The following is a 21,797-nucleotide window of genomic DNA, read 5'->3' as shown; positions in this document are numbered from 1 at the left end:
GGCCCGTGACACGCTAAGGCAGAGAAAACGTTACCAAAGGGAAGTGACACATGCGGGCATTCGTATTTCCGGGGCAGGGCGCCCAAGCCATCGGAATGGGCAAGGCGCTGGCCGATGCTTATCCGGCAGCCAAAGCCATTTTCGACGAAGTTGATGACGCTCTCGGGGAAAGCCTGTCGTCGCTGATCTGGGACGGGGACATTGAGACCCTGACGCTCACTAAAAACGCACAACCCGCGCTGATGGCGACCTCTTTGGCTGCAATGCGCGCGCTAGAGGCCGAAGGCGTTTCGATCACCGCTGCGGATTACGTTGCGGGTCACTCGCTTGGTGAATATTCGGCACTTGCTGCGGCTGGTGCGATTTCGGTTGCTGACACGGCGCGTTTGCTGCGCACCCGTGGCACCGCGATGCAAGAGGCTGTTCCTGTTGGTGTCGGCGCTATGGCCGCTCTCCTCGGCCTCGATTTCGAAGCTGCAACCGCTGTCGCCGAAGAAGCCGCTCAGGGCCAAGTCTGTCAGGCTGCAAACGACAACGACCCGTCTCAGGTCGTGGTGTCGGGCCACAAAGAGGCCGTTGAACGCGCACTGACCATCGCTAAGGAAAAAGGCGCGAAACGAGCGCTTCTCCTGCCTGTGTCAGCACCGTTCCACTGTGCGCTGATGAAACCTGCCGCTGACGTGATGGCAGAGGCACTGGACGACGTTCAGATCAATGCGCCTGCTGTGCCTGTTGTTGCAAACGTGCGCGCCGCTGCGGTCACTGACCCTGCAACCATCCGCGCGCTTTTGGTCGAGCAGGTCACGGGGTCCGTGCGGTGGCGCGAAAGCGTGCTTTGGATGGCCGATCAAGGCGTCACAGAGGCATGGGAAATCGGCGCGGGCAAGGCGCTCTCGGGCATGATCAAACGCATCAGCAAAGATGTCGCGACCAACAACGTTGGCACCCCTGACGATGTTGCTGCCGCTATTGAAGCTCTCAAAGGCTAATTGAACCTGCCCCAACGTCGGGCGGAAGAAAGGATATAAGATGTTTGATCTCACAGGTAAAAACGCGCTGATCACGGGCGCTTCGGGTGGTATCGGTGGCGCAATCGCCAAGGCACTCCATGGTGCGGGCGCAACGGTCACTCTGTCGGGGACCCGTCAGGGGCCTCTCGATGAACTGGCTGCAGAACTGGGCGACCGCGTTCACGTGCTGACCTGTAACCTCAGCGATGCAGCCGCCGTGGATGCGCTGCCGAAACAAGCCGCTGATCTGATGGGTTCGGTTGATATTCTGATCAACAACGCTGGCATCACCAAGGATAACCTCTTTATGCGCATGTCCGACGACGAATGGTCGAGCGTGCTTGAGGTTAACCTCACCTCGACCATGCGTCTGTGCAAAGGCGTGATCCGTGGCATGATGAAGGCGCGTTGGGGCCGCATCGTGAACATCTCGTCCATCGTTGGCGCGACGGGCAACCCGGGTCAGGCGAACTATGCGGCGTCCAAGGCGGGCATGGTCGGCATGTCGAAATCCATCGCATACGAAGTGGCAAGCCGCGGGATCACCGTGAACTGCGTCGCACCGGGGTTCATCGCAACCGCAATGACCGACAAATTGACCGACGATCAAAAAGAAAAGATCAACGTTCAGATCCCCGCCGCTCGTATGGGCACCCCAGAAGAGATCGCAGCAGCGGTTCTTTATCTCGCGTCGAACGAGGCCGGTTACACCACAGGTGCGACCCTGCACGTCAACGGCGGCATGGCGATGCTCTAAGGAAACACTTTGCAACTTTACGTAAAGTAAACCCACCAATTTCGCGTATAGGGGTAGCCATCGGCTGCCCCTTTTTATTAGAATCTTGTCACAACAATAAAAAACGTGGACGGAGATTTTGGATGGGGCGTAAATCGGGTTTTACCGATGAGGATGTTTTTGTGTGGTTGGCGGATCATCTCGCCACGGCACCGGGGGTTACGGTGCAACAGGTTTCAAAAGGCACGAAAGTATCCGTAGGTTCGATCTATCACCGCTTTGGCTCGATGGAGGATCTCCTCGCCGAAGCGTGGGTTTGGGCACATGAGCGCTACCGTGTGTTTATGACCAAGACACTTCAAATGGATGGTGAGGCAGGGGCGCTGCGCTCTGCGGTGAAATCTGTGCGCTTTGCCACATTGGATCGGCCTGCCGCGATTTTGCTCTTTGCGGTGCCAAAACGGTTTTTGGTGCGCTCTGGCATTTCAGAGGCTAACCGCGCCAAGGTTAATTTTGAAAACCAATCCCTCGCGGATGAAATCAAAGGCTATGCCGCGCGTTTTGGCACGGATGCGGATTCAATTGATTTGGCCGTGATTCAGGTGCCCAAGGCGATTATTCAGAAATACCTTCCGGATGAACCTGTTCCAGCGCAGGCCGAGGTTTACGTGCGGAAATCCTGTAAGGTGATCTTGAATAACCCAATTCTCGCAACCGATGATATGGATGCCTGAAAGCGTTTGCCTCTGCGGAATTCTCTGCTATAGGCCCTGTGATACCTGCAGGATGTGAACGATGACGTTACGTCCGTGGGCGCCCCCTGCGGGCAGTTAACCGCCCCGCGGGGCACACAAAAGAACGGGCCGAAAGCCCTATTGAACGTGAGGACTTGATATGAGCGATGTCGCTGATCGTGTGCGCAAAATCGTAGTTGAGCACCTGGGTGTTGAAGAGGAAAAAGTGACCGAGAATGCATCGTTCATCGATGACCTCGGCGCAGACAGCCTCGACACCGTAGAGCTGGTAATGGCTTTCGAAGAAGAATTCGGTATCGAAATCCCGGACGACGCTGCAGAGACCATTCAGTCCTTCGGCGACGCTGTGAAATTCATCTCTGAAGCTCAGTAATTAACTGGATTTCAAAGTATTGATTGCGGCACCCCTTGGGGTGCCGTTTTCGTTTTGGCGCACTGGTTTGCCACGCTGGGACCGTTTGCGCGTCTGTTCGACCTTCGGCCCATGACCTAATGCCGTCGCGAGGTCAGCCGCTGTCAGAGCGCGACGAAACTTGATCCCGCTGACATGCGTATTCGACCACGCAACCCGACAGGGAATAGGCTGGCCGTTCACCATCACCGTGATCCTCTGACGGCGTTCAAATGGGAGGCTGTCCGTCAGCGTGATCTTTGCACCCAAACGGCTGATGTCGATGATCCGCGCGGGAATCACCTTGCCCTGATGGGGGATGGTTGTCTCAATGCTGCAAGTGAACCGTCGTGCCTTAGCATGGCGGAGCGCGATGATCCGACCGAAAAACACACCAACCGTGATCAGTGCGAGAAACCCCAAACCGCCGTTGACCGCTGCCGTTCGTGGGGTGATCAGCGGTTCCTCCATCGTCGAAAAGGACTGTGCGCGGGCTTGGCTGTCGCAGAGGTCGGTGAGGCGGGGCAGGGTGGCAATCGCGGCCTCTACCACCACGCGGTTCTGCGAGAGGAGTGCGCTACCGATCCGCGCCCGCTGTGCCTCTGTCTGGGTTTGCAGTCGGCCCGCGATCACAGCGCCCAGTTGTGCTGCATTCACCAGCGCCACCTGTGCATCGGAATTCACCCTGTCCCCGATCATCCACCGTGCAGAGGCCGCATCAAACCGCCCGCCGTTTCGCGCCAAATGATCCAGCGCAGCGCGCAATCGGGTTGGGTCGGTGAGCGCGATCTGCTGCGCCACGATGATCGTCGCGAGATCGTGAACCGCACGGCAATCCACCCCATCCTCAGCCGCATCGGCCGAACGGAGGGGCGCCAAGGTGATAAAGACCACGTAGAAGAGGCGGAAAACGAACATCATATTGATCAAATACGCCCCAATCCCCAAGTTTTAGTAAATAACGCGGTCTGAATGGCGCGAGTTGCCTTGCCCAAAGGGGGGGAACGCGCTATTTGGGGTGGAAATGAGAACAAGAGTTGAGGGCAGAAAATGCGCCGTGTCGTCGTAACCGGATTGGGCCTTGTCACACCGTTGGCGGATGGGGTTGAAGAAACCTGGACCCGTCTATTGGACGGACAGTCTGGCGCTGGCCGCATTACGGGTTTTGATCCCGAAGGGCTGGGCACCACCTACGCTTGCGAAGTCAAACGTGGCGACGGCTCTGATGCGACCTTTAATGCTGACAAATACATGGAACCCAAAGAGCAGCGTAAGGTCGATGACTTTATCCTCTTTGGCTACGCTGCCGCGCTCCAAGCGGTCGAGGATTCGGGCTGGAAACCCGAGGCTGACGCAGACAAAGAACGCACTGGCGTTCTGATCGGCTCTGGCATCGGCGGTCTGAAATCGATCGCAGACACCGCCGTGATGATCGAAGAAAAAGGCCCGCGCCGCGTGTCGCCGTTCTTTATCCCCGGTGCGCTGATCAACCTGATCTCGGGTCAAGTGTCGATCAAATACGGCTTTAAGGGCCCGAACCACTCTGTCGTGACCGCATGCTCCACGGGCGCTCACGCCATTGGTGACGCAGCACGCCTGATCAAATACGGCGCGGCTGACGTGATGGTTGCAGGTGGCGCCGAGGCTGCGATCTGTAAAATCGGTATCGCTGGGTTCAACGCGTGCAAGGCGCTGTCGACCAAACGTGCGGATGAACCGACCAAAGCATCGCGCCCTTATGATGCGGACCGTGATGGCTTCGTAATGGGCGAGGGCGCAGGTATCGTTGTTCTCGAAGAATACGAACACGCCAAAGCTCGCGGCGCAAAGATCTACGCCGAAGTGTTGGGTTACGGCATGTCGGGCGACGCCTATCACATCACCGCACCGTCCGAGGATGGCGAAGGCGCTGGCCGTTGTATGGCGGCCGCGCTCAAGGACGCTGGTCTGGAACCGTCGGCGATTGACTACATCAACGCACACGGCACGTCGACAATGGCGGATACAATCGAACTGGGCGCGGTCGAACGTATGCTCGGCGATCACGCTGGTAACGTCACCATGTCCTCGACCAAGTCGATGACGGGTCACCTCTTGGGGGCTGCTGGCGCGATTGAAGCGATCTTCTCGATCCTCGCGATCCGCGATCAGGTCGCTCCGCCGACGATCAACCTTGATAACCCTGCTGTAGAGACCCCTGTTGACCTCGCGCCGAACAAGAAAGTCGAGCGTAAGATTGACGTGGCTCTGTCGAACTCCTTCGGCTTTGGCGGCACCAACGCGAGCGTGATCTTCGGGAAAATCAGCTAATGTGGCGTAACATCGCGTCCAACGCGCTGTCGTTCCTGATTGTTCTGCTGTTTGTTCTGGGGGGCGTCGTCCTCTGGGGCAAATCGCAGTATCGCGCCGAAGGCCCTCTGGAGCAGGCGATCTGCCTAGAGGTGCCAAGCGGGACGAACTTCCGTCGCGTTGCGGACAATCTGGATCAGCAGGGCGCGATTTCGTCCAAGATGATCTTTAACATGGGTGTGGATTACACAGGCGCGAGCAACCAGCTTAAGGCGGGTAGCTTTATCGTGCCTGCTGCGTCTTCGATGGAATCGATCATTGATATCGTGACCCGCGGTGGGCAGAGCACCTGTGGCACCGAAATTCTCTATCGGATCGGCGTGAACGCAGCGACTGTAGAGGTCCGCCAAATGGACCCCGAAACCGCCCGCTATGACGAGGTCGCGGATTTCGAACTCGGTTCTGATGTGCCGGAGATTTACACCACCGTGGCTGGTCAAAACGACACCCGTTTCCGTATCGCCATCGCCGAAGGTGTCACCAGCTGGCAGATCATGACCAGCCTCAATGCCATTGATACGCTCGACGGTGATGTCGATGTGATCCCTGCTGAGGGCTCTTTGTCCCCCGACAGCTATGAATTCACCAATGGCGCGAGCGTTGCCGACATCTTGTCCCGCATGGAGGCCGCACAGGCCACCATCCTAGCGCAGGCATGGGAAAACCGTGCCGATGGGCTACCGTTCGACACCCCCGAAGAGGCGCTGACACTTGCCTCTATCGTGGAAAAGGAAACGGGCATTGCATCGGAACGTCCTTTGGTCGCCTCGGTCTTTATCAACCGTCTGGAACAGGGCATGCGCCTCCAAACGGACCCGACCGTGATCTATGGCATCACCAAAGGCCAAGGCACCTTGGGTCGTGGCCTGCGCCAGAGCGAACTCCAACGCGAAACGCCCTATAACACCTATGTTATCAACGGCCTCCCGCCGACCCCAATCGCTAACCCCGGTAAGGCCAGCATCGAGGCGGTTCTGAACCCAGAGCAGAGCGACTACATTTTCTTTGTCGCCAAAACGCTGAACCCTGCGGATGGTCACGTCTTTGCGGCCACTCTGAACGAGCATAACCGCAACGTCGCCGCCTACCGCGCATTGGAGCGTGCAGCGAACTGATGCGAACGGTGGGTTAACCGGTCCTTCGCACCCTTCGGGTAAAGTCATCACAGGCTAGAAGACGCAGGGCGGTCCTTTTGGGCCGCCCTTTGTCGTTTCTCGATCTGGCGGGGCAACCGATAGGGAACAACCAATGATAAATCGGGACCAACAACAGGCAGACCAAAAGCGATCACGTCTCTCAGAGGTGAGCGAGGTCTACGACAGCACCCTGAAACTGCTGCACGAATTGATCGCAGAGGCAGAGGTCGGCAACACCGACGCGCCGAAAAAGGCCACCGCACAACTCGCTGTTTTGCAAGAAATGTTCGTGCGGGTCCGCAAAGCCGAAGAGGCATTCCACGACAAATACAAAGAGGGTCCAGAGAATGGAGAAATCGACTTTGACGCCGTGCGGGTGTCACTCGGGTGCAGACTTGATCGCATCAGGGACGCCCACAGAGCAGACGCAGTTTCTGAATAAACTCACACCGGCAGAGCTTCGCGCTCTGCCCTTTTTGTTCGACTTCTGGGCCTTGGATCATCAGGTGCCGCCATCTGGCGATTGGCGCACTTGGGTGATCCTTGGCGGGCGTGGGGCGGGCAAAACGCGGGCAGGGGCCGAATGGGTCCGATCCCAAGTCGAAGGCTCGCGCCCGATGGACAAGGGCCGTGCCGCCCGTGTCGCCATTGTCGGTGAAACCTATGATCAGGCGCGCGAGGTGATGATCTTTGGCGACAGCGGGATCATGGCCTGTTCGCCCCCTGATCGTCGCCCGACATGGATCGCGGGGCGCAAGTTGCTGCAATGGCCCAACGGTGCCACCGCGCAGGTCTTTTCCGCATTTGACCCCGAAACCCTGCGCGGCCCGCAATTCGATGCGGTCTGGGCGGATGAGGTCGCAAAATGGAAAAAGGGGCAGGAAACTTGGGATATGATCCAGTTCGGCCTGCGTCTTGGCGATGATCCACGGGCTTGCGTCACGACCACACCGCGCAATGCCTCAGTGCTGCGCGGGATCCTCGACCGAGAGAGCACTGTTGTGACCCATGCGCCGACCTCTGCCAACCGCGCCAACCTCGCCGCGGGGTTCCTAGATGAAGTGCAGCGGCGCTATGCGGGGACCCGCCTTGGTCGGCAGGAATTGGACGGCGTTCTTTTGGCTGATGCCGAAGGCGCGCTTTGGACGTCCCATATGGTCGAAACTTCGCGGGTTGACCGTATTCCGCAGTGCGACCGTGTTGTTGTCGCCGTCGATCCACCCGTTACGGGGCACAAGGGATCGGACGATTGCGGGATTATCGTGGCGGGCGTTGTGACCGATGGCCCGCCGCAAAACTGGCGCGCTTATGTGATTGAGGATGCGACCATCTCTGCCGCATCACCCTCGCAATGGGCTCAGGCGGCGGTCGATGCGCTCCACCGTCATGGGGCCGACCGTATGGTGGCCGAAGTGAACCAAGGCGGCGCATTGGTCGAAGAGGTCGTGCGCCAGATCGACCCGCTCGTCCCGTATCGCCCCGTTCGCGCGTCCAAGGGCAAGGTCGCTCGCGCCGAACCCGTCGCTGCCCTCTACGAACAGGGGCGGGTGCATCATGGCCGCAACCTTGGCGCGCTAGAGGATCAGATGTGCCTGATGACAGCAAACGGGTTTCAGGGGCAGGGCTCTCCAGACCGAGTCGACGCCCTCGTTTGGGCGCTCTTTGATCTGGTGATCGCCCCAGCCGCAACATGGCAAGCGCCCCGTGTGCGTCACCTTTGACGCCCTGTTGCGCCCCCCTGCGCACGCTGCGTTGGGGGGATGTGAACACCTTTCCTGCATATTTGCTCCAACGACGCATTGGGGCGGAAACGAAGGAGCGATGGATGTTTGACTTTCTAAAGCGTGGCACGGCGCAAGATGCCCCTGTTGAGGCCAAAGCCTCGGCCACGGGCAAGGTGCTGGCGATGGGGGCTGGCCGTGCTGTCTGGTCTGCCCGCGATACGGTGACGCTGACCAAATCGGGGTTTACCCGCAATCCTGTGGGCTTTCGTGCGGTGCGCATGATCGCAGAGGCCGCCGCCGCGCTGCCCTTGATCCTGCAAGACCGCGACCGCCGTTATGATGCGCACCCCGTGGCTGACCTCCTCGCCCGTCCGAATGCTGCACAGGGCCGCGCTGAATTGCTCGAGGCGGTCTATGGCTATCTTCTCTTGTCGGGCGACGCCTATCTAGAGGCCGTGGGCGATGGAACCCTTCCCGTTGAACTGCACGCCCTGCGTCCCGAACGCATGTCCATCGTCCAAGGCGCAGATGGCTGGCCCATCGGCTACGACTACACCGTTGCGGGCAAAAAACACCGTTTCACAGTGGGCGACGGCGCAAGCCCGATCTGCCACATCAAATCCTTCCACCCGCAAAACGACCATTACGGATTTTCCCCGCTCGAGGCCGCAGCCTCTGCCATCGACGTGCACAACGCCGCGTCGAACTGGTCCAAGGCACTCCTTGATAACGCGGCCCGTCCATCGGGCGCGATTGTCTACAAAGGCGCGGATGGTCAGGGCAGCCTCAGCAGCGACCAATACGACCGTCTCTTGCACGAGATGGAAACCATGCACCAAGGTGCGCGCAATGCAGGCCGACCGATGCTGCTCGAGGGGGGACTCGATTGGAAACCGATGGGCTTTAGCCCCTCGGATATGGAGTTCCAGAAAACCAAAGAGGCCGCCGCCCGCGAGATCGCGATTGCCTTTGGTGTGCCGCCGATGCTGCTCGGAATTCCGGGGGACGCGACCTATGCCAACTACCAAGAGGCCAACCGCGCGTTTTATCGCCTGACGGTCCTGCCTCTCGCCACGCGTGTGACTTCGGTCATTGCCGATTGGCTGTCGGATTTCACTGGTGAACGCATCGACCTTCGGCCCGACCTCGACCAGATTCCAGCGCTCGCCACCGAACGCGAGGCCGCATGGCGTCGCGTGGGCGATGCAACCTTTCTGACGGCGGCGGAAAAACGGGCGCTCTTGGGCCTGCCCGCGATTGAGGTAGGCGATGCAGGATAACATCGTGCCGCTCCCCAATCGCCCCGCACCCGTGAACGATTTTTGGTTCGCCCAACTCGAAGCCCGCCTGAGCCGGATTGAGGCCATCGTAGCCAAAGTCGAAAGCCTCTTGTGGCTGGTCATCGCCTCTTTTGCGCTGATCTCTGGGCTGGAACTCATCCGCATTGTGACAGGATAGAATGATGGAATTAGAACATAAATTCAGCCGCTTATCGTGCGATATTTCGCTAAAAGACGGCCATATCATCGAAGGCTACGCGTCTCTCTTTGATGCTGTCGATCAGGGCAACGATGTGGTGGCCCGTGGCGCCTATGCCGCATCTTTGGCGAAACGGTCGGGCGTTAAAATGCTCTGGCAACATGACCCCGCGCAGCCCATCGGTATCTGGGACGAACTCCGCGAGGACGACCGTGGCCTCTGGGTCAAAGGTCGTATCCTCACTGATGTTGAAAAGGGCCGCGAGGCCGCCGCGTTGATTGCAGCGGGCGCCATCGACGGGCTGTCCATCGGCTATCGCACGGTGAAATCCACGAAAACCAGCCAAGGCCAGCGCCTCTTGACCGAGGTAGAGCTGTGGGAAGTGTCGCTCGTCACCTTTCCGATGCTGCCCGAGGCGCGTGTTGCGGGCAAATCCGACGAGGCGCTGACCACTGATCTGCGCGATCTGGCCGATGCGTTTCGGCAGGCGAGAGCCGCGCTGATCCCCGACTAACCGATCCATCCGAGAGGACCGAAAATGACCAAACCCGAGGCCACCCCTCGGGCCGGAGAAGACATGTCTCCGGTCCAAGACCTGAAATCGGCGATCACCGATTTCGTATGTGAATTCAAACAGTTTTCTAACGGCGTTCACGCCAAAATTCAGCAGCAGGAAGACCGCATGACCAAATATGACCGTAAATCCCTGATGGCGTCACGCCCCGCGCTTTCGGGCGCTGAGATGATCGAGGCCCCACACCAAAAGGCCTTTGCCGCATACCTTCGTTCGGGCGAAGACGAGGGACTTCGTGACCTGCCGCTCGAAGGCAAGGCGATGTCGACCGCTGTTGCGGCGGATGGTGGCTACCTTGTCGATCCGCAAACCTCTGACACGATCAAATCGGCGCTGACCGCGACCGCATCCATCCGCGCGATTGCCAGCATCGTCACCGTTGAATCGACCTCTTACGATGTCCTGATCGACCATACCGAAATGGGCTCTGGCTGGGCGAACGAGGCCGCGAACCAGTCCGAGACCGCAACCCCGCAGATCGACCGCATCACCATTCCCGTCAACGAACTCTCTGCGATGCCGAAGATTTCGCAACGTCTGCTTGATGACAGCGCCTTTGATATCGAAGGCTGGCTCGCTGGCCGCATCGCCGACAAATTCGCCCGCTCCGAAGCGTCTGCTTTCGTCAACGGTGACGGCGTGGATAAACCCAAAGGCTTCCTCGATTACCCGACCGTCGACGAGATGATCTGGACCTGGGGCAATATCGGCTATGTGGTCACAGGCACCGCTAGCGCGATTGATGACGGTGATCCGATCATCGAACTGGTCTATGCGCTGGGGGCTGAATACCGCGCCAACGCGACCTTTGTGATGAACTCCAAAACCGCAGGCACCGTGCGAAAACTCAAGGACGCCGACGGTCGTTTCCTCTGGTCGGATGGCCTGAGCCAAGGCGAACCTGCGCGCCTTATGGGCTATCCGGTTCTCATCGCAGAGGACATGCCTGATGTGGCTGCGGACGCTATGGCGATTGCCTTTGGTGACTTTGCCAATGGCTACACCATCGCGGAACGCCCTGACGTGCGCGTGTTGCGCGACCCGTTCTCGGCAAAGCCACATGTGCTGTTCTACGCGACCAAACGTGTGGGCGGCGCGGTGAGCGACTTTAACGCGATCAAACTGCTGAAATTCGGCACCGCCTAAGCGGGCTGATCCACGGGCGGCGGAGGCCGCCCCACGGTCCGCGCGGGGCTCCTGACCCCACTAGCATGTCCCCGCCCGAGAAGGGCCAGTGACCGCGCGGACCTCAACCGACCGGAATTTCGGAGAGATGTGATGATGTTAGTCGAACAGACCACGGTGCCCCTCGCGGCGCTTCCGGTCGCTGAATTCAAAGACCATTTGCGACTGGGGTCGGGCTTTGCCGATGATGGTTTGCAAGACGGCGTATTGGTCGCGGCGCTCCGTGCCGCCCTTGCCGCGATTGAGGCCCGCACGGGGAAAATCCTGATCCAGCGCGATTTTAGCTGGACCGTTTATCGCTGGCGGTCGGCCTCTGACGCGGTGCTTCCCGTGGGGCCTGTCTCTGCCGTCACATCACTCACACTCATCGACCGTTTGGGCGCTGAAACGCCTGTGTCGCAGTCGTCGTGGGTGCTTGTCGCTGACCTCCACCGTCCGCGGCTCGTAGCTTTGGGGCTTTCCTTGCCATTGATTGCAACTGGTGGCTCTGCACTGCTCGATTTCATCGCAGGCTACGGCCCGAATTGGTCCGACATCCCCAATGACCTGGCTCAGGCCGTCCTCATGCTCGCCGCTCATTTCTACGACTTCCGCCACGGCGAAACCGCTGGCCGTGACCTGATGCCGCCGATGGTGGCGTCGCTCGTGGAACGCTATCGCACCCTGCGGTTGGGGGGCATGGAATGACCCTGCCGATCCTTTCGCGCAAACTCACGCTTGAAACGCCGATCCGTGTCGCGGATGGGGCAGGCGGCTACAGCGTCGACTGGCAACCCATGGGCACGCTCTGGGCCGAGGTCAAAGCCCGTACTGGCGCCGAAGGATCAGGCGTCGCTGTCCCTCTGTCGAAATCGCGGTTCACCATGACCGTGCGCGCCGCCCCAATCGGATCGCCCTCGCGCCCGCGCCCTGAACAGCGGTTCCGCGATGCCTCACGCCTCTTTGCGATTGATGCGGTGGTGGAACGCGACGCGGATGCACGGTTCCTGACCTGCTATGTCACAGAGGAGGTCGCCGTATGACCTACGCCCTTTCTGCCGCACTGCAGTCTGCCGTTTATGCACGTCTCACCGATCAGATCACCGACACGCCCGTCTATGACGCGCTGCCCACAGGCACGCTGCCCGCGCTTTACATCACGCTCGGTCCCGAGGTGGTCAAGGATCGCTCTGATCAAACGGGCCACGGGGCGGATCACGATTTCAGCGTGACGATCGCCACGGAGACCGCAGGCTTTGCTGCCGCGAAACTGGCGGCTGCGCAGGTGTCTGATGCGCTGCTTGATACGGTGCTGACGCTGACCCGTGGTCGCATCGTTTCGCTGAATTTCCTGCGGGCCACCGCGTCCCGCGTGGACGGCAGCAGCATCCGCCAAATCACCCTGATCTTCCGCGCCCGCGTCGAAGACCTCTGACCCCTCACGACAGGAGAAATCCCATGGTAGCCCAAAACGGCAAAGACCTATTGATCAAGATGGACATGACTGGTGACGGTCAGTTCCAAACCACCGCTGGCCTGCGGGCCACGCGCATCAGATTCAACGCGGAAACCGTGGATGTGACGAACCTCGACAGCCAAGGCGGCTGGCGTGAACTCCTCGCAGGCGCTGGGGTCCGTTCAGCGAGCCTCTCTGGCTCTGGCGTGTTTAAAGATGACGCCACCGACGAACGCGCCCGCCAGATCTTTTTCGACGGCCAGATGCCCGATTTTCAGGTGATCATCCCCGATTTCGGCACCATCGAAGGCCCGTTTCAGATCACTGCCATCGAATACGCCGGCACCCACAATGGCGAAGCGACCTATGAATTGTCCCTCGCCTCTGCAGGTGCGTTAACCTTTACGGCGGCCGTCTGATGGCGAACCCCCACGCAGGCGAAGTGACCCTGACCCTCAACGGCACCGCATACCCGTGCAAACTGACGCTCGGCGCCTTGGCCGAACTTGAGGCCGAGTTACAGACCGGAACGCTCATCGACCTGATAGACCGCTTTGACACAGGCGCGTTTTCCTCGCGCGATGTGTTGGCCTTGTGCGTTGCGGGTCTGCGTGGGGGCGGGTGGCGCGGCACCAGCGCCGATCTATTGACCGCCGATATTGCGGGCGGACCCGTGGGGGCGGCACAGGCGGCGGCCCTCCTGCTCGCCCGTGCGTTCACGCCGGTGGCCTGAATGGACTGGGCTGGTTTGATGCGGTTGGGCCTACGCGGTTTGCGCCTGTCCCCGCGCGAATTTTGGGCGCTGACACCGGCAGAGCTCCTCCTCATCGCGGGGCTGGATGCTGCAACGCCCGCTATGGGCCGCGCCCGTTTGGCCGAACTGGCCACCCTTTATCCTGACGAAAGGACCACGAGATGAGCGATTTCGACCGCTTGGATGATCTGGACACGCAGCTTTCATCGCTGGAAACCAGCATGGGCGAGGCGTCCACGATGACCGCCGCCTTTGATGCACAACTGCGCGACATCCGCCAAACCTTGGGCGACACCACCCGCGATCTGGGCAATCTGGATGCGGGGTTTTCGCGTGGGCTGCGGCGGGCTTTCGATGGCGTGGTCTTTGACGGGATGAAGCTTTCTGACGCGCTGTCCACCCTGGGCAAGGCCATGTCGAACACCGTCTATAACGCCGCGATGAAGCCCGTGACGGATCACTTCGGCGGGGTGCTCGCGGGTGGTCTGAATGCGCTGGTATCGTCCGTTATGCCCTACGCGCAGGGCGGTGCCTTTACCCAAGGCCGCGTCATGCCCTTTGCCAAGGGCGGCGTCGTCACCAGCCCGACCACATTCCCGATGCGCGGTGCCACGGGCCTCATGGGTGAGGCGGGGCCAGAGGCGATCATGCCGCTCACCCGCTCTGCTGACGGTCGTTTGGGCGTTCAGGCGCAGGGCGGTGGCACGGTCAACGTCACGATGAACATCACCACCCCCGACGTGCAGGGGTTCCAACGCAGCCAGAGCCAGATTGCCGCGCAAATGTCGCGCATGATGAGCCGTGGCCAACGCAACCGCTAAGGAGGCCACAATGGGGTTTCATGATATCCGCTTTCCCGTGTCGCTGTCGTTCGGCTCTGTCGGTGGACCAGAGCGGCGCACCGAAATTGTCACACTCGCCAACGGTCACGAGGAACGCAATGCGCCGTGGGCCCATTCGCGTAGACGCTATGATGCGGGCCTTGGCCTGCGGTCGATGGATGACATCGACGCGCTGATCGCATTTTTTGAGGGCCGCAGGGGTCAGCTCTATGGGTTTCGGTGGAAAGACTGGGCCGACTACAAATCCTGCGTCCCGTCACGGGCACCATCGGGCATCGACCAACTGCTGGGCATCGGGGATGAGGTCACATCGACCTTTGCCCTGCGCAAACTCTACACCTCGGGCGCGGGCAGCTATGAACGCCCGATCACCAAACCCGTCCTTGGCACGGTGCTGGTGACGCTGGGCAATATCCCGCAGCAGGAAAGGATTGATTACACCGTTGATTACACGAACGGAGAGATCACCTTTGCCCACCCGCCAGACATTGGCGTGGACATCCGTGCGGGCTTTGAATTCGACGTGCCTGTGCGGTTTGACACGGATGCGATCCGCATATCAGCCGCGAATTTCAACGCGGGCGAGGTGCCTGATATTCCTGTGGTGGAGGTGCGCCAATGACGCTCTTCGCTCACCTTGCCACAGGCACCACAACCACCTGCCGCGCATGGGCCGTGACGCGGGGCGATGGCGTGACCTTGGGCTTTACCGACCACGACCGCGACCTGACATTCGACGGGATCACGTTTCGCGCAGACACGGGGCTGTCGGCGCAGGCGATCGAACAATCCACGGGCCTCTCTGTCGATAACACAGAGGCCATCGGCACCCTGACCGACACCGCCATCACAGAGGCCGATATCATCGCAGGTCGCTATGACAGGGCCGAGGTGCGCTTCTGGATCGTCAACTGGGCTGACACGTCGGAACGGGCGCTGCGGTTTCGCGGCAGCATCGGGGAAATGCGCCGCAACGGGCCAGAATTTCGCGCTGAATTGCGCGGGCTGGCAGAGGCGCTGAACCAACCCCAAGGCCGCGTGTTCCAGCGCTCTTGTGCCGCTAGCTTGGGTGATGCGGCCTGTCGTGTTGACCTGAACACCCCCGCCTTTCGTCACGAAACCTCAGCCTATGCCGTCAAACGCAACCGCGTCTTTTGGACCGACCCTCTGCCACAGGCAGAGCGGTGGTTCGAAAAGGGGCGTCTGACGGTTCTGTCGGGGGCTGCCACGGGTCTCTCTGGTCTGATCAAGGCGAACCGTATCGACGGTGCCCGCCATCTGATCGAACTGTGGCAGCCCCTTGGGGCCGATGTGGCGGCGGGTGATCTGATCCGACTGGAGGCAGGTTGCGACAAACGCATGGCGACCTGTCAGGCAAAGTTCGACAACCTCCTGAATTTCCGCGGCTTCCCTGACATCCCGGGCGAAGACTGGCTGGTGTCCACCCCACGCCGTGCAGGCAGCAATGACGGGGGGAGCCTACGATGAACGCGATTGTCAACACCGCCCGCGACTGGATCGGCACCCCCTACAGGCATCAGGCCTCGTGCAAGGGGGCGGGCTGCGATTGTCTGGGTCTGATCCTTGGCCTGTGGCGCGCGCATATCGGCCCGCTCCCTGAACCCGTGCCCGCCTACAGCGCGGATTGGTCCGAACCCCAAGGCCGCGAGGATCTCTTTGACGCCGCTTTGCGCCATTTCACCCCGAAACCCCTGTCGGATGCCGCGCTTGGCGATCTGATCCTGTTTCGGATGCGCGACGGGGCGGTCGCCAAACACCTCGGTCTGCAATCGCAGATCGGGGCGCATCCTGCATTTATCCATTCCTACACGGGCCACGGCGTGATCGAGAGCCGCCTGACCCCACCATGGGCCCGTCGCATCGCGGCGCGGTTTTCCTTTCCTGAAAGGGGGCTTTGATGGCGACGATTGTTCTTTCTGCGGCAGGTATGGCGTTGGGTGGGTCCATCGGGGGCACCACCCTCGGCCTCTCGAATGCGGTGATCGGGCGGGCCATTGGGGCAACCTTGGGCCGTGTCATCGACCAACGTGTCATGGGCGGATCGGATGCGGTCGAAACAGGCCGCATCGACCGTTTCCGTCTTACAGGTGCATCCGAGGGCGCAGCGATCCCGCAAATCCACGGACAGATGCGCGTGGGTGGACAGGTTATCTGGGCGACGCGTTTCCTTGAGAGCGCGACCACCACGGGCGGCAGCGGTAAGGGTTCCCGCCAGCCAAGCGTGACGAATTATGCCTATACCGTCAGCCTCGCCATCGCGGTCTGCGAGGGGCCGATCACCCGCATCGGACGCATTTGGGCGGATGGGGAAGAGATCGCCGCCGATGACCTGACCTTGCGGGTCTATAAGGGCGGCGAAGACCAGCTCCCCGATCCGAAAATCGAAGCGGTTGAGGGCACAGGCAACGCGCCCGCCTATCGCGGCACCGCCTATGTGGTGATCGAAGACCTGCCCCTTGGGCTGTTCGGCAACCGTATCCCGCAATTTTCGTTTGAGGTGGTAAAAACCAGCGCCGACGATATCGCACATAAGGTCCGTGGTGTGGCCTTGATCCCAGGAACGGGGGAATACGCGCTGGCCACAACGCCCGTGACGGTGAACGATGGTCTGGGGTCCTATCGGTCGCTGAACGTCCACACAGCGGCGGGCAAGGCGGATATTGAGGTGTCTCTGGATGCCCTCACGGACGAGGCGCCGAACCTCGCGACCGCCTCGCTCATCGTGTCGTGGTTCGGGAATGATCTGCGGTGTGGATCGTGCAGGATCGGGCCACGGGCAGAGACGCTTGGCCCCGATCCTATCGACATGCCGTGGCAGGTCAGCGGGGCCGACCGCGCGACTGCGGGGCTCGTGCCATACGTGGACGATCGCCCCGTTTACGGCGGCACGCCCACCGACCAATCCGTGGTGCAGGCGATCCAGTCGCTGAATTTGCGCGACATTAGTCCCGTATTCTATCCCTTTGTTCTGATGGAGCAATTGTCGGATAATGCTCTACCCGATCCGTGGGGCGGAACCGCCCAGCCTGCGCTGCCGTGGCGGGGTCGGATCACGGTGTCGCTCGCCCCACATCAATCCGGAACCCCCGACCAAACCGCCCTTGCCGAAGCCGAGGTCGCGGCGTTTTTCGGCACAGCCCAGCCCAGTGATTTCGTGATCAACGGGACAATGGTCAGCTACACAGGCCCAGTGGAATGGAGCTACCGTCGTTTCATCCTCCACTATGCGCATCTCTGTGCTGCGGCGGGCGGCGTTGGCGTGTTCTGCATCGGCTCTGAACTGAGGGGCCTGACCGAAATCCGCGGGGCGAACGGGTTCCCTGCGGTCGATCAACTTCGCCAACTCGCGGCAGAGGTCAAAGCGATCCTGCCCAACGCCAAGATCACCTATGCCGCTGATTGGTCGGAATATCACGGGATGCAGCCTGCTGGCACGGCGGATAAGATCTTCCACCTCGACGCGCTCTGGGCCGATCCGAACATCGATTTCATCGGGATCGACAACTACCTGCCGCTCTCTGATTGGCGCGATGGGCTGGATCACCTCGATGCGGAATGGGGCGATATTCGCAACCTCGATTACCTGCGCTCCAACGTCGAGGGTGGCGAACTTTACGATTGGTATTACCACTCGCCCGAGGCCCGCGCCGCGCAAATCCGCACGCCGATCACCGATGGTGAGGGTGAACCGTGGATTTGGCGCCCCAAGGATATTCGCAATTGGTGGTCTAACCCCCATTACAACCGCGTTGGGGGCGTCAAACAAGCGACCGCCACCGATTGGGTGCCCATGTCGAAACCCATCGTCTTTACCGAATACGGCTGTGCGGCGATTTATAAGGGGACGAACCAGCCGAACAAATTCCTCGACCAGAAATCGTCGGAATCTGGCCTGCCGTATTATTCGACAGGGGGCCGCGACGATGCCCTCCAAGCGGCCTATATTGCAGCGATCCACGACCATTTCGCGGACCCAGCGACGAACCCCGTGTCGCCGGTGTATGGCGGGGCGATGGTGGATATGTCGCTGGCCTGCCTTTGGGCATGGGACGCGCGGCCTTATCCTGCGTTTCCCAACAATCGGGACCTCTGGTCGGATGGGGCGAATTACGCCCGTGGCCACTGGATGAACGGGCGGTTGTCGGCCCGCAGCCTCGCCCAAACGGTGGCCGATATGTGCCAGCGGGCAGGGGTGACAGAGGTCGATGTCAGCCGCCTCTATGGTGTGCTGCGTGGCTATATGATCGACCAGACCGACACGGCGCGGGCGGCTTTGCAGCCTTTGATGCTGGCCTATGGGTTTGATGTGACCGAACGGGATGGGAAACTGACCTTTGTCACGCGCACGCCGACGCATGGGGTGACGCTCTCCCCTGATGAACTGGTGATCGGGGATCGGTTCTCTGCCATCGAACACATCCGTGCACCCGAGGCTGAAGTCGCGGGCAAAATCCGCCTGTCTTATGTGGGGGCGGACGGCAGCTATGACACGCGTCTGGCCGAGGCGAGCCTTGTCGGTGGGACGCAGTCTGTTGCGCGGTCCGAGGCGGGTGTTGTCCTGACCAAAGCCGAAGCCAGCCAGATCACCGACCGTTGGTTGACCGAGCAGCGCATGGCGCGGGACACCGTGACATTTGCCTTGCCGCCCTCGCGGATTGATGTCGCTGCAGGCGATGTGGTGACCTTGAGCGGTGACAATTATCGCATTGATCGGATGACACAATCCTTGGGCCAAGAGGTGGAGGCGACGCGCATTGATACGGACGCTTATATCCCGCCCTTGGCCGATGATTTGGCAGAGACGGTGGCACCTATAACGGCGCCTTTGCCGGTGACAGGCGTATTCCTCGACCTTCCACTGCTGACGGGGACAGAGATCGCACATGCCCCACATTTTGCGGCGACGGCAGTCAATTGGCCGGGGGCGGTCGCGCTCTATCATTCGGAAACCGACAGCGACTATAGGCTCGCTGCCACGGCAGAGCGACCCGCTACGATCGGCACCACGTTGACCACGCTTGCCCCCGCGATGGCGGGACGGTGGGATCATGGGGCCGCGCTGCGGGTGCAATTGGTGCGGGGGGAACTCTCCTCGACTGATCGGTTGGGCGTTCTGTCGGGCCGCAATGCGATTGCGATTGGGAACGGTGGCGCAGACGGTTGGGAGGTATTCCAGTTCCAAGAGGCCGTGCTCGTTGCGCCAAACACCTATGACCTGCGGCTGCGGCTGAGGGGGCAACAAGGGACCGAGGCGGTTTTCCGTCCTGCGGGGTCTTTGGTGGTGCTTTTGGACGGGGCGCTGGTGCAGCCCGACTACCCGAGCACGTTGCGCGGTGTCACACGCAGCTATCGCTTTGGCCCAGCAAACCGTGGCTATGATGATCCGACCTATCAGACCGTCACCAGTGGGTTCGCGGGTGTAGGGCTAAGGCCTTATCCTGTGTGTCATCTGACCTCGACTGGGGATGTGACGATGTGGGTGCGGCGCACACGGGTCGATGGCGATAGTTGGGACGCGGCAGAGGTGCCCTTGGGCGAGGATCGCGAGGCCTATGTCGTTCGTATCTTTGCGGCGGGTGATCTGAAACGCGAGGTGATCGTGACCGCGCCAGAGTTCACCTATTCGGCGGCTGATAAAGCGGCGGATGGTGTCACGGCGGGCTACACCGTGCAGGTCGCGCAATTGTCGGATCGGTATGGCGCGGGGCCCTATCGGTCGCTTTGGGTGGCATGATGCGGGCGGTGTTGCTGGCTGATCTCGAACAGGGGGCGCGGGCATTGCTGGCGCGCCCTGACTGCGATTGGCCAGACCTCGCTGCCATGATGATCGCGCAGGCGCACCTTGCCGACAAATACCGCAAACGTACGGGGCGGGTGCATCCTGACTGGGGCAACGGGACGCTCCATGACCGCGCCATCCGATTGCCCCGTGCACCCATCCGCTACCCGACCCCAGAGGGGTTCCACCACGCGCTAAGTGTTTTGCTGCAAACCTATATCGCCTCGCGTCATCAAAATCGGTGATATGGTCGATCACGGGTTTATTCTTGGACGAAATGCCCTAAGTAGGGTAGTCTGACGCGAGAAAACGCAGGAGCCTGACCATGGCAAACCCGAAATCTAAACTGGCTGAAATCGATCCCGTTTGGGACCGTATCTGTTCGGAAGCAGAGGACGCGATCAAAAGCGAACCTCTGATGGGGAGCCTGCTGCACCAATGTATCCTCCACCACCATCGGTTCGAAGATGCATTGGCCTATCGCGTGTCGATGAAGCTGGCGTCGGCTGAGATGTCGGAACAATTGCTGCGCGAGATTGCGGATGATGCTTATGAGGCTGAACCCGATCTGACCGCTGCGGCCCGTGCGGATCTGGTTGCGACCTACGAACGTGACCCTGCGTGCCACCGTTTCCTGCATCCTCTCCTTTATTTTAAGGGGTATCAGGCGGTTCAGGCCTATCGTTTGGGTCATTACCTCTGGCAGCAGGGGCGCAAGGATATGGCGTATTTCCTACAGATGCGCATCTCTGAAACCTTTGGCGTCGATATTCACCCTGCAGCCCGTATCGGGCGTGGGATCATGATCGACCATGCCCATTCCATCGTGATCGGTGAAACGGCGGTCGTTGGTGATAACGTGTCGATCCTGCATACCGTGACGCTGGGCGGCACGGGCAAAGAGGACGAAGATCGTCACCCGAAAATCGGTGATGGTGTTCTGATCGGCGCTGGGGCGTCTGTGCTGGGCAACATTAAGATCGGGGATCGCAGTCGTATCGCCGCTGGATCGGTTGTTCTGAACGATGTGCCATGCTGCAAGACCGTGGCGGGTGTCCCCGCCAAGATCGTCGGAGAAGCTGGATGTGACCAGCCCTCCGTTTCGATGGATCAACTTCTCAAGAAGTGTATGGGAGAGGGTTAACCCTCTCCTTCGCCCACCAGTTGGTCATAGGCTTCTAGAGCCTTCATTCCATACATATACGCAGGTCCGCCGCCCATCAGGATGCAGGTTGCGATCGTTTCTTCGAGTTCTGCGCGGGTGGCCCCAGCGCGGACAGCGCCCTGTAGGTGGAACCCGATGCAATCGGCGCAATGGGTCACGATGCCCACGACAATGGCTTGTAATTCCTTGTGTTTTACCGACAGCGCGCCGTCATGCAGCACCGCGCGGTGCATATCGGTAAAGGCCTTACCGACGTCAGGTTGGGCCTTGCGGAAGTCTTTGGTGAATTTGGTGGTGTTGGCTAGGTAGTCTTTCCAGTCCATGTCGCGCCTCTTTTGATGTGTCCCCAGATGCATAGCAGTCTGGAGGGGGTAAACCTTGCGATAGATCAAAGAGTTGAAATGTTTTTCACTGGCCCTTGCAGGAGCGATGAAATCGGGGTTCAGTTCGGGCAAATGACGG

The 21,797-nt window shown here is 60.3% G+C and carries 27 protein-coding genes; 25 read left to right on the top strand and 2 right to left on the bottom strand.

Features of this window, described 5'->3' with window-relative positions; translation table 11 throughout:
• Positions 1 to 50 precede the first annotated feature (50 nt).
• The 4 genes from fabD (at position 51) to BSK21_RS07775 (ending at position 2,874) form a co-directional block, all read left to right on the top strand.
• On the top strand, positions 51 to 989 hold the full coding sequence (fabD, locus tag BSK21_RS07790; RefSeq protein WP_067545673.1) for an ACP S-malonyltransferase: 939 nt from the start codon (positions 51 to 53) through the stop codon (positions 987 to 989).
• Between the two features lie 40 nt (positions 990 to 1,029).
• Entirely contained in the window at positions 1,030 to 1,767 is a 738-nt protein-coding gene (fabG, locus tag BSK21_RS07785) for a 3-oxoacyl-[acyl-carrier-protein] reductase (RefSeq protein ID WP_067545670.1), read from the top strand.
• Between the two features lie 122 nt (positions 1,768 to 1,889).
• Positions 1,890 to 2,480, top strand: coding sequence for a TetR/AcrR family transcriptional regulator (locus BSK21_RS07780; protein ID WP_067545667.1), 591 nt, complete (start codon positions 1,890 to 1,892; stop codon positions 2,478 to 2,480).
• 160 nt (positions 2,481 to 2,640) lie between these two features.
• Positions 2,641 to 2,874 carry an acyl carrier protein gene (locus tag BSK21_RS07775; RefSeq protein ID WP_067545664.1) on the top strand — a complete coding sequence of 78 codons (234 nt, stop codon included), beginning with the start codon at positions 2,641 to 2,643 and terminating at the stop codon, positions 2,872 to 2,874.
• Here BSK21_RS07775 and BSK21_RS07770 read toward each other — a convergent pair whose 3' ends face one another.
• Positions 2,875 to 3,813 (bottom strand): PilZ domain-containing protein, encoded by a 939-nt coding sequence (locus tag BSK21_RS07770; protein ID WP_067545661.1) that lies wholly within the window; start codon positions 3,811 to 3,813, stop codon positions 2,875 to 2,877.
• A gap of 129 nt (positions 3,814 to 3,942) precedes the next feature.
• On the opposite strand from BSK21_RS07770, the gene fabF reads away from it, so the two are divergent.
• The 21 genes from fabF (at position 3,943) to cysE (ending at position 21,314) form a co-directional block, all read left to right on the top strand.
• Positions 3,943 to 5,202, top strand: a complete 1,260-nt coding sequence (fabF, locus tag BSK21_RS07765; protein WP_067545659.1) for a beta-ketoacyl-ACP synthase II — start codon at positions 3,943 to 3,945, stop codon at positions 5,200 to 5,202.
• Positions 5,202 to 6,356, top strand: a complete 1,155-nt coding sequence (gene mltG / locus BSK21_RS07760) for an endolytic transglycosylase MltG (RefSeq protein WP_067545656.1) — start codon at positions 5,202 to 5,204, stop codon at positions 6,354 to 6,356. The genes fabF and mltG overlap by 1 nt, the downstream gene beginning before the upstream one ends.
• Before the next feature lie 133 nt (positions 6,357 to 6,489).
• On the top strand, positions 6,490 to 6,819 hold the full coding sequence (locus tag BSK21_RS15890; RefSeq protein ID WP_067545653.1) for a hypothetical protein: 330 nt from the start codon (positions 6,490 to 6,492) through the stop codon (positions 6,817 to 6,819).
• Entirely contained in the window at positions 6,773 to 8,098 is a 1,326-nt protein-coding gene (locus tag BSK21_RS07755) for a DNA-packaging protein (protein WP_231924667.1), read from the top strand. Before BSK21_RS15890 ends, BSK21_RS07755 begins: the two co-directional genes overlap by 47 nt.
• A 104-nt stretch (positions 8,099 to 8,202) precedes the next feature.
• Positions 8,203 to 9,381: a phage portal protein gene (locus BSK21_RS07750; protein ID WP_067545650.1), complete on the top strand. Its 1,179-nt coding sequence runs from the start codon at positions 8,203 to 8,205 to the stop codon at positions 9,379 to 9,381.
• Complete coding sequence (locus BSK21_RS07745) at positions 9,371 to 9,559, top strand: hypothetical protein (RefSeq protein WP_067545647.1); 189 nt, start codon at positions 9,371 to 9,373, stop codon at positions 9,557 to 9,559. The genes BSK21_RS07750 and BSK21_RS07745 overlap by 11 nt, the downstream gene beginning before the upstream one ends.
• 4 nt (positions 9,560 to 9,563) lie before the next feature.
• Entirely contained in the window at positions 9,564 to 10,094 is a 531-nt protein-coding gene (locus tag BSK21_RS07740) for an HK97 family phage prohead protease (RefSeq protein ID WP_067546566.1), read from the top strand.
• A 24-nt stretch (positions 10,095 to 10,118) separates the two neighbouring features.
• The gene (locus tag BSK21_RS07735; RefSeq protein WP_067545644.1) at positions 10,119 to 11,300 is read left to right on the top strand and encodes a phage major capsid protein; all 1,182 of its coding nucleotides are present in this window, start codon (positions 10,119 to 10,121) and stop codon (positions 11,298 to 11,300) included.
• Positions 11,301 to 11,432: 132 nt separating this feature from the next.
• Complete coding sequence (locus tag BSK21_RS07730; RefSeq protein ID WP_067545642.1) at positions 11,433 to 12,026, top strand: hypothetical protein; 594 nt, start codon at positions 11,433 to 11,435, stop codon at positions 12,024 to 12,026.
• Positions 12,023 to 12,361 (top strand): head-tail adaptor protein, encoded by a 339-nt coding sequence (locus tag BSK21_RS07725; RefSeq protein ID WP_067545640.1) that lies wholly within the window; start codon positions 12,023 to 12,025, stop codon positions 12,359 to 12,361. The genes BSK21_RS07730 and BSK21_RS07725 overlap by 4 nt, the downstream gene beginning before the upstream one ends.
• On the top strand, positions 12,358 to 12,753 hold the full coding sequence (locus BSK21_RS07720; RefSeq protein ID WP_067545638.1) for a DUF3168 domain-containing protein: 396 nt from the start codon (positions 12,358 to 12,360) through the stop codon (positions 12,751 to 12,753). The genes BSK21_RS07725 and BSK21_RS07720 overlap by 4 nt, the downstream gene beginning before the upstream one ends.
• Before the next feature lie 23 nt (positions 12,754 to 12,776).
• The gene (locus BSK21_RS07715; protein WP_067545636.1) at positions 12,777 to 13,193 is read left to right on the top strand and encodes a phage major tail protein, TP901-1 family; all 417 of its coding nucleotides are present in this window, start codon (positions 12,777 to 12,779) and stop codon (positions 13,191 to 13,193) included.
• On the top strand, positions 13,193 to 13,507 hold the full coding sequence (locus tag BSK21_RS15885) for a gene transfer agent family protein (protein WP_067545634.1): 315 nt from the start codon (positions 13,193 to 13,195) through the stop codon (positions 13,505 to 13,507). The genes BSK21_RS07715 and BSK21_RS15885 overlap by 1 nt, the downstream gene beginning before the upstream one ends.
• The gene (locus BSK21_RS15880; protein ID WP_067545632.1) at positions 13,508 to 13,693 is read left to right on the top strand and encodes a phage tail assembly chaperone; all 186 of its coding nucleotides are present in this window, start codon (positions 13,508 to 13,510) and stop codon (positions 13,691 to 13,693) included.
• Positions 13,690 to 14,349, top strand: coding sequence for a phage tail tape measure protein (locus BSK21_RS07700; RefSeq protein WP_067545630.1), 660 nt, complete (start codon positions 13,690 to 13,692; stop codon positions 14,347 to 14,349). Before BSK21_RS15880 ends, BSK21_RS07700 begins: the two co-directional genes overlap by 4 nt.
• 10 nt (positions 14,350 to 14,359) lie before the next feature.
• Complete coding sequence (locus BSK21_RS07695) at positions 14,360 to 14,992, top strand: DUF2460 domain-containing protein (RefSeq protein ID WP_067545628.1); 633 nt, start codon at positions 14,360 to 14,362, stop codon at positions 14,990 to 14,992.
• On the top strand, positions 14,989 to 15,858 hold the full coding sequence (locus tag BSK21_RS07690) for a DUF2163 domain-containing protein (RefSeq protein ID WP_067545626.1): 870 nt from the start codon (positions 14,989 to 14,991) through the stop codon (positions 15,856 to 15,858). The genes BSK21_RS07695 and BSK21_RS07690 overlap by 4 nt, the downstream gene beginning before the upstream one ends.
• Entirely contained in the window at positions 15,855 to 16,289 is a 435-nt protein-coding gene (locus tag BSK21_RS07685) for a peptidase (protein WP_067545624.1), read from the top strand. Before BSK21_RS07690 ends, BSK21_RS07685 begins: the two co-directional genes overlap by 4 nt.
• Positions 16,289 to 20,125 carry a glycoside hydrolase/phage tail family protein gene (locus BSK21_RS07680; RefSeq protein ID WP_067545621.1) on the top strand — a complete coding sequence of 1,279 codons (3,837 nt, stop codon included), beginning with the start codon at positions 16,289 to 16,291 and terminating at the stop codon, positions 20,123 to 20,125. The genes BSK21_RS07685 and BSK21_RS07680 overlap by 1 nt, the downstream gene beginning before the upstream one ends.
• Positions 20,122 to 20,415, top strand: coding sequence for a hypothetical protein (locus tag BSK21_RS07675; protein ID WP_156529500.1), 294 nt, complete (start codon positions 20,122 to 20,124; stop codon positions 20,413 to 20,415). The genes BSK21_RS07680 and BSK21_RS07675 overlap by 4 nt, the downstream gene beginning before the upstream one ends.
• An 80-nt stretch (positions 20,416 to 20,495) precedes the next feature.
• Positions 20,496 to 21,314: a serine O-acetyltransferase gene (gene cysE / locus BSK21_RS07670; RefSeq protein ID WP_067545615.1), complete on the top strand. Its 819-nt coding sequence runs from the start codon at positions 20,496 to 20,498 to the stop codon at positions 21,312 to 21,314.
• On the opposite strand, the gene BSK21_RS07665 is transcribed toward cysE, so the two are convergent.
• Positions 21,311 to 21,658, bottom strand: a complete 348-nt coding sequence (locus BSK21_RS07665) for a carboxymuconolactone decarboxylase family protein (RefSeq protein ID WP_067545612.1) — start codon at positions 21,656 to 21,658, stop codon at positions 21,311 to 21,313. The two genes, cysE and BSK21_RS07665, sit on opposite strands and share 4 nt — an antisense overlap.
• Between the last annotated feature and the right edge of the window lie 139 nt (positions 21,659 to 21,797).

The organism is Marivivens sp. JLT3646, from assembly GCF_001908835.1.
In the GTDB taxonomy this organism is placed as follows: domain Bacteria; phylum Pseudomonadota; class Alphaproteobacteria; order Rhodobacterales; family Rhodobacteraceae; genus Marivivens; species Marivivens geojensis.
Note: the sequence above shows the minus strand (reverse complement) of the source record. Positions and strands in the feature narration are given on the sequence as shown.

What these genes read in the sequence shown, in the direction of transcription:
- fabD (WP_067545673.1), top strand. Translation starts at nt 51, where the DNA reads ATGCGGGCATTCGTATTTCCGGGGCAGGGCGCCCAAGCCATCGGAATG.
- fabG (WP_067545670.1), top strand. Translation starts at nt 1,030, where the DNA reads ATGTTTGATCTCACAGGTAAAAACGCGCTGATCACGGGCGCTTCGGGT.
- BSK21_RS07780 (WP_067545667.1), top strand. Translation starts at nt 1,890, where the DNA reads ATGGGGCGTAAATCGGGTTTTACCGATGAGGATGTTTTTGTGTGGTTG.
- BSK21_RS07775 (WP_067545664.1), top strand. Translation starts at nt 2,641, where the DNA reads ATGAGCGATGTCGCTGATCGTGTGCGCAAAATCGTAGTTGAGCACCTG.
- BSK21_RS07770 (WP_067545661.1), bottom strand. Translation starts at nt 3,813, where the DNA reads ATGATGTTCGTTTTCCGCCTCTTCTACGTGGTCTTTATCACCTTGGCG.
- fabF (WP_067545659.1), top strand. Translation starts at nt 3,943, where the DNA reads ATGCGCCGTGTCGTCGTAACCGGATTGGGCCTTGTCACACCGTTGGCG.
- mltG (WP_067545656.1), top strand. Translation starts at nt 5,202, where the DNA reads ATGTGGCGTAACATCGCGTCCAACGCGCTGTCGTTCCTGATTGTTCTG.
- BSK21_RS15890 (WP_067545653.1), top strand. Translation starts at nt 6,490, where the DNA reads ATGATAAATCGGGACCAACAACAGGCAGACCAAAAGCGATCACGTCTC.
- BSK21_RS07750 (WP_067545650.1), top strand. Translation starts at nt 8,203, where the DNA reads ATGTTTGACTTTCTAAAGCGTGGCACGGCGCAAGATGCCCCTGTTGAG.
- BSK21_RS07745 (WP_067545647.1), top strand. Translation starts at nt 9,371, where the DNA reads ATGCAGGATAACATCGTGCCGCTCCCCAATCGCCCCGCACCCGTGAAC.
- BSK21_RS07740 (WP_067546566.1), top strand. Translation starts at nt 9,564, where the DNA reads ATGGAATTAGAACATAAATTCAGCCGCTTATCGTGCGATATTTCGCTA.
- BSK21_RS07735 (WP_067545644.1), top strand. Translation starts at nt 10,119, where the DNA reads ATGACCAAACCCGAGGCCACCCCTCGGGCCGGAGAAGACATGTCTCCG.
- BSK21_RS07730 (WP_067545642.1), top strand. Translation starts at nt 11,433, where the DNA reads ATGATGTTAGTCGAACAGACCACGGTGCCCCTCGCGGCGCTTCCGGTC.
- BSK21_RS07725 (WP_067545640.1), top strand. Translation starts at nt 12,023, where the DNA reads ATGACCCTGCCGATCCTTTCGCGCAAACTCACGCTTGAAACGCCGATC.
- BSK21_RS07720 (WP_067545638.1), top strand. Translation starts at nt 12,358, where the DNA reads ATGACCTACGCCCTTTCTGCCGCACTGCAGTCTGCCGTTTATGCACGT.
- BSK21_RS07715 (WP_067545636.1), top strand. Translation starts at nt 12,777, where the DNA reads ATGGTAGCCCAAAACGGCAAAGACCTATTGATCAAGATGGACATGACT.
- BSK21_RS15885 (WP_067545634.1), top strand. Translation starts at nt 13,193, where the DNA reads ATGGCGAACCCCCACGCAGGCGAAGTGACCCTGACCCTCAACGGCACC.
- BSK21_RS15880 (WP_067545632.1), top strand. Translation starts at nt 13,508, where the DNA reads ATGGACTGGGCTGGTTTGATGCGGTTGGGCCTACGCGGTTTGCGCCTG.
- BSK21_RS07700 (WP_067545630.1), top strand. Translation starts at nt 13,690, where the DNA reads ATGAGCGATTTCGACCGCTTGGATGATCTGGACACGCAGCTTTCATCG.
- BSK21_RS07695 (WP_067545628.1), top strand. Translation starts at nt 14,360, where the DNA reads ATGGGGTTTCATGATATCCGCTTTCCCGTGTCGCTGTCGTTCGGCTCT.
- BSK21_RS07690 (WP_067545626.1), top strand. Translation starts at nt 14,989, where the DNA reads ATGACGCTCTTCGCTCACCTTGCCACAGGCACCACAACCACCTGCCGC.
- BSK21_RS07685 (WP_067545624.1), top strand. Translation starts at nt 15,855, where the DNA reads ATGAACGCGATTGTCAACACCGCCCGCGACTGGATCGGCACCCCCTAC.
- BSK21_RS07680 (WP_067545621.1), top strand. Translation starts at nt 16,289, where the DNA reads ATGGCGACGATTGTTCTTTCTGCGGCAGGTATGGCGTTGGGTGGGTCC.
- BSK21_RS07675 (WP_156529500.1), top strand. Translation starts at nt 20,122, where the DNA reads ATGATGCGGGCGGTGTTGCTGGCTGATCTCGAACAGGGGGCGCGGGCA.
- cysE (WP_067545615.1), top strand. Translation starts at nt 20,496, where the DNA reads ATGGCAAACCCGAAATCTAAACTGGCTGAAATCGATCCCGTTTGGGAC.
- BSK21_RS07665 (WP_067545612.1), bottom strand. Translation starts at nt 21,658, where the DNA reads ATGGACTGGAAAGACTACCTAGCCAACACCACCAAATTCACCAAAGAC.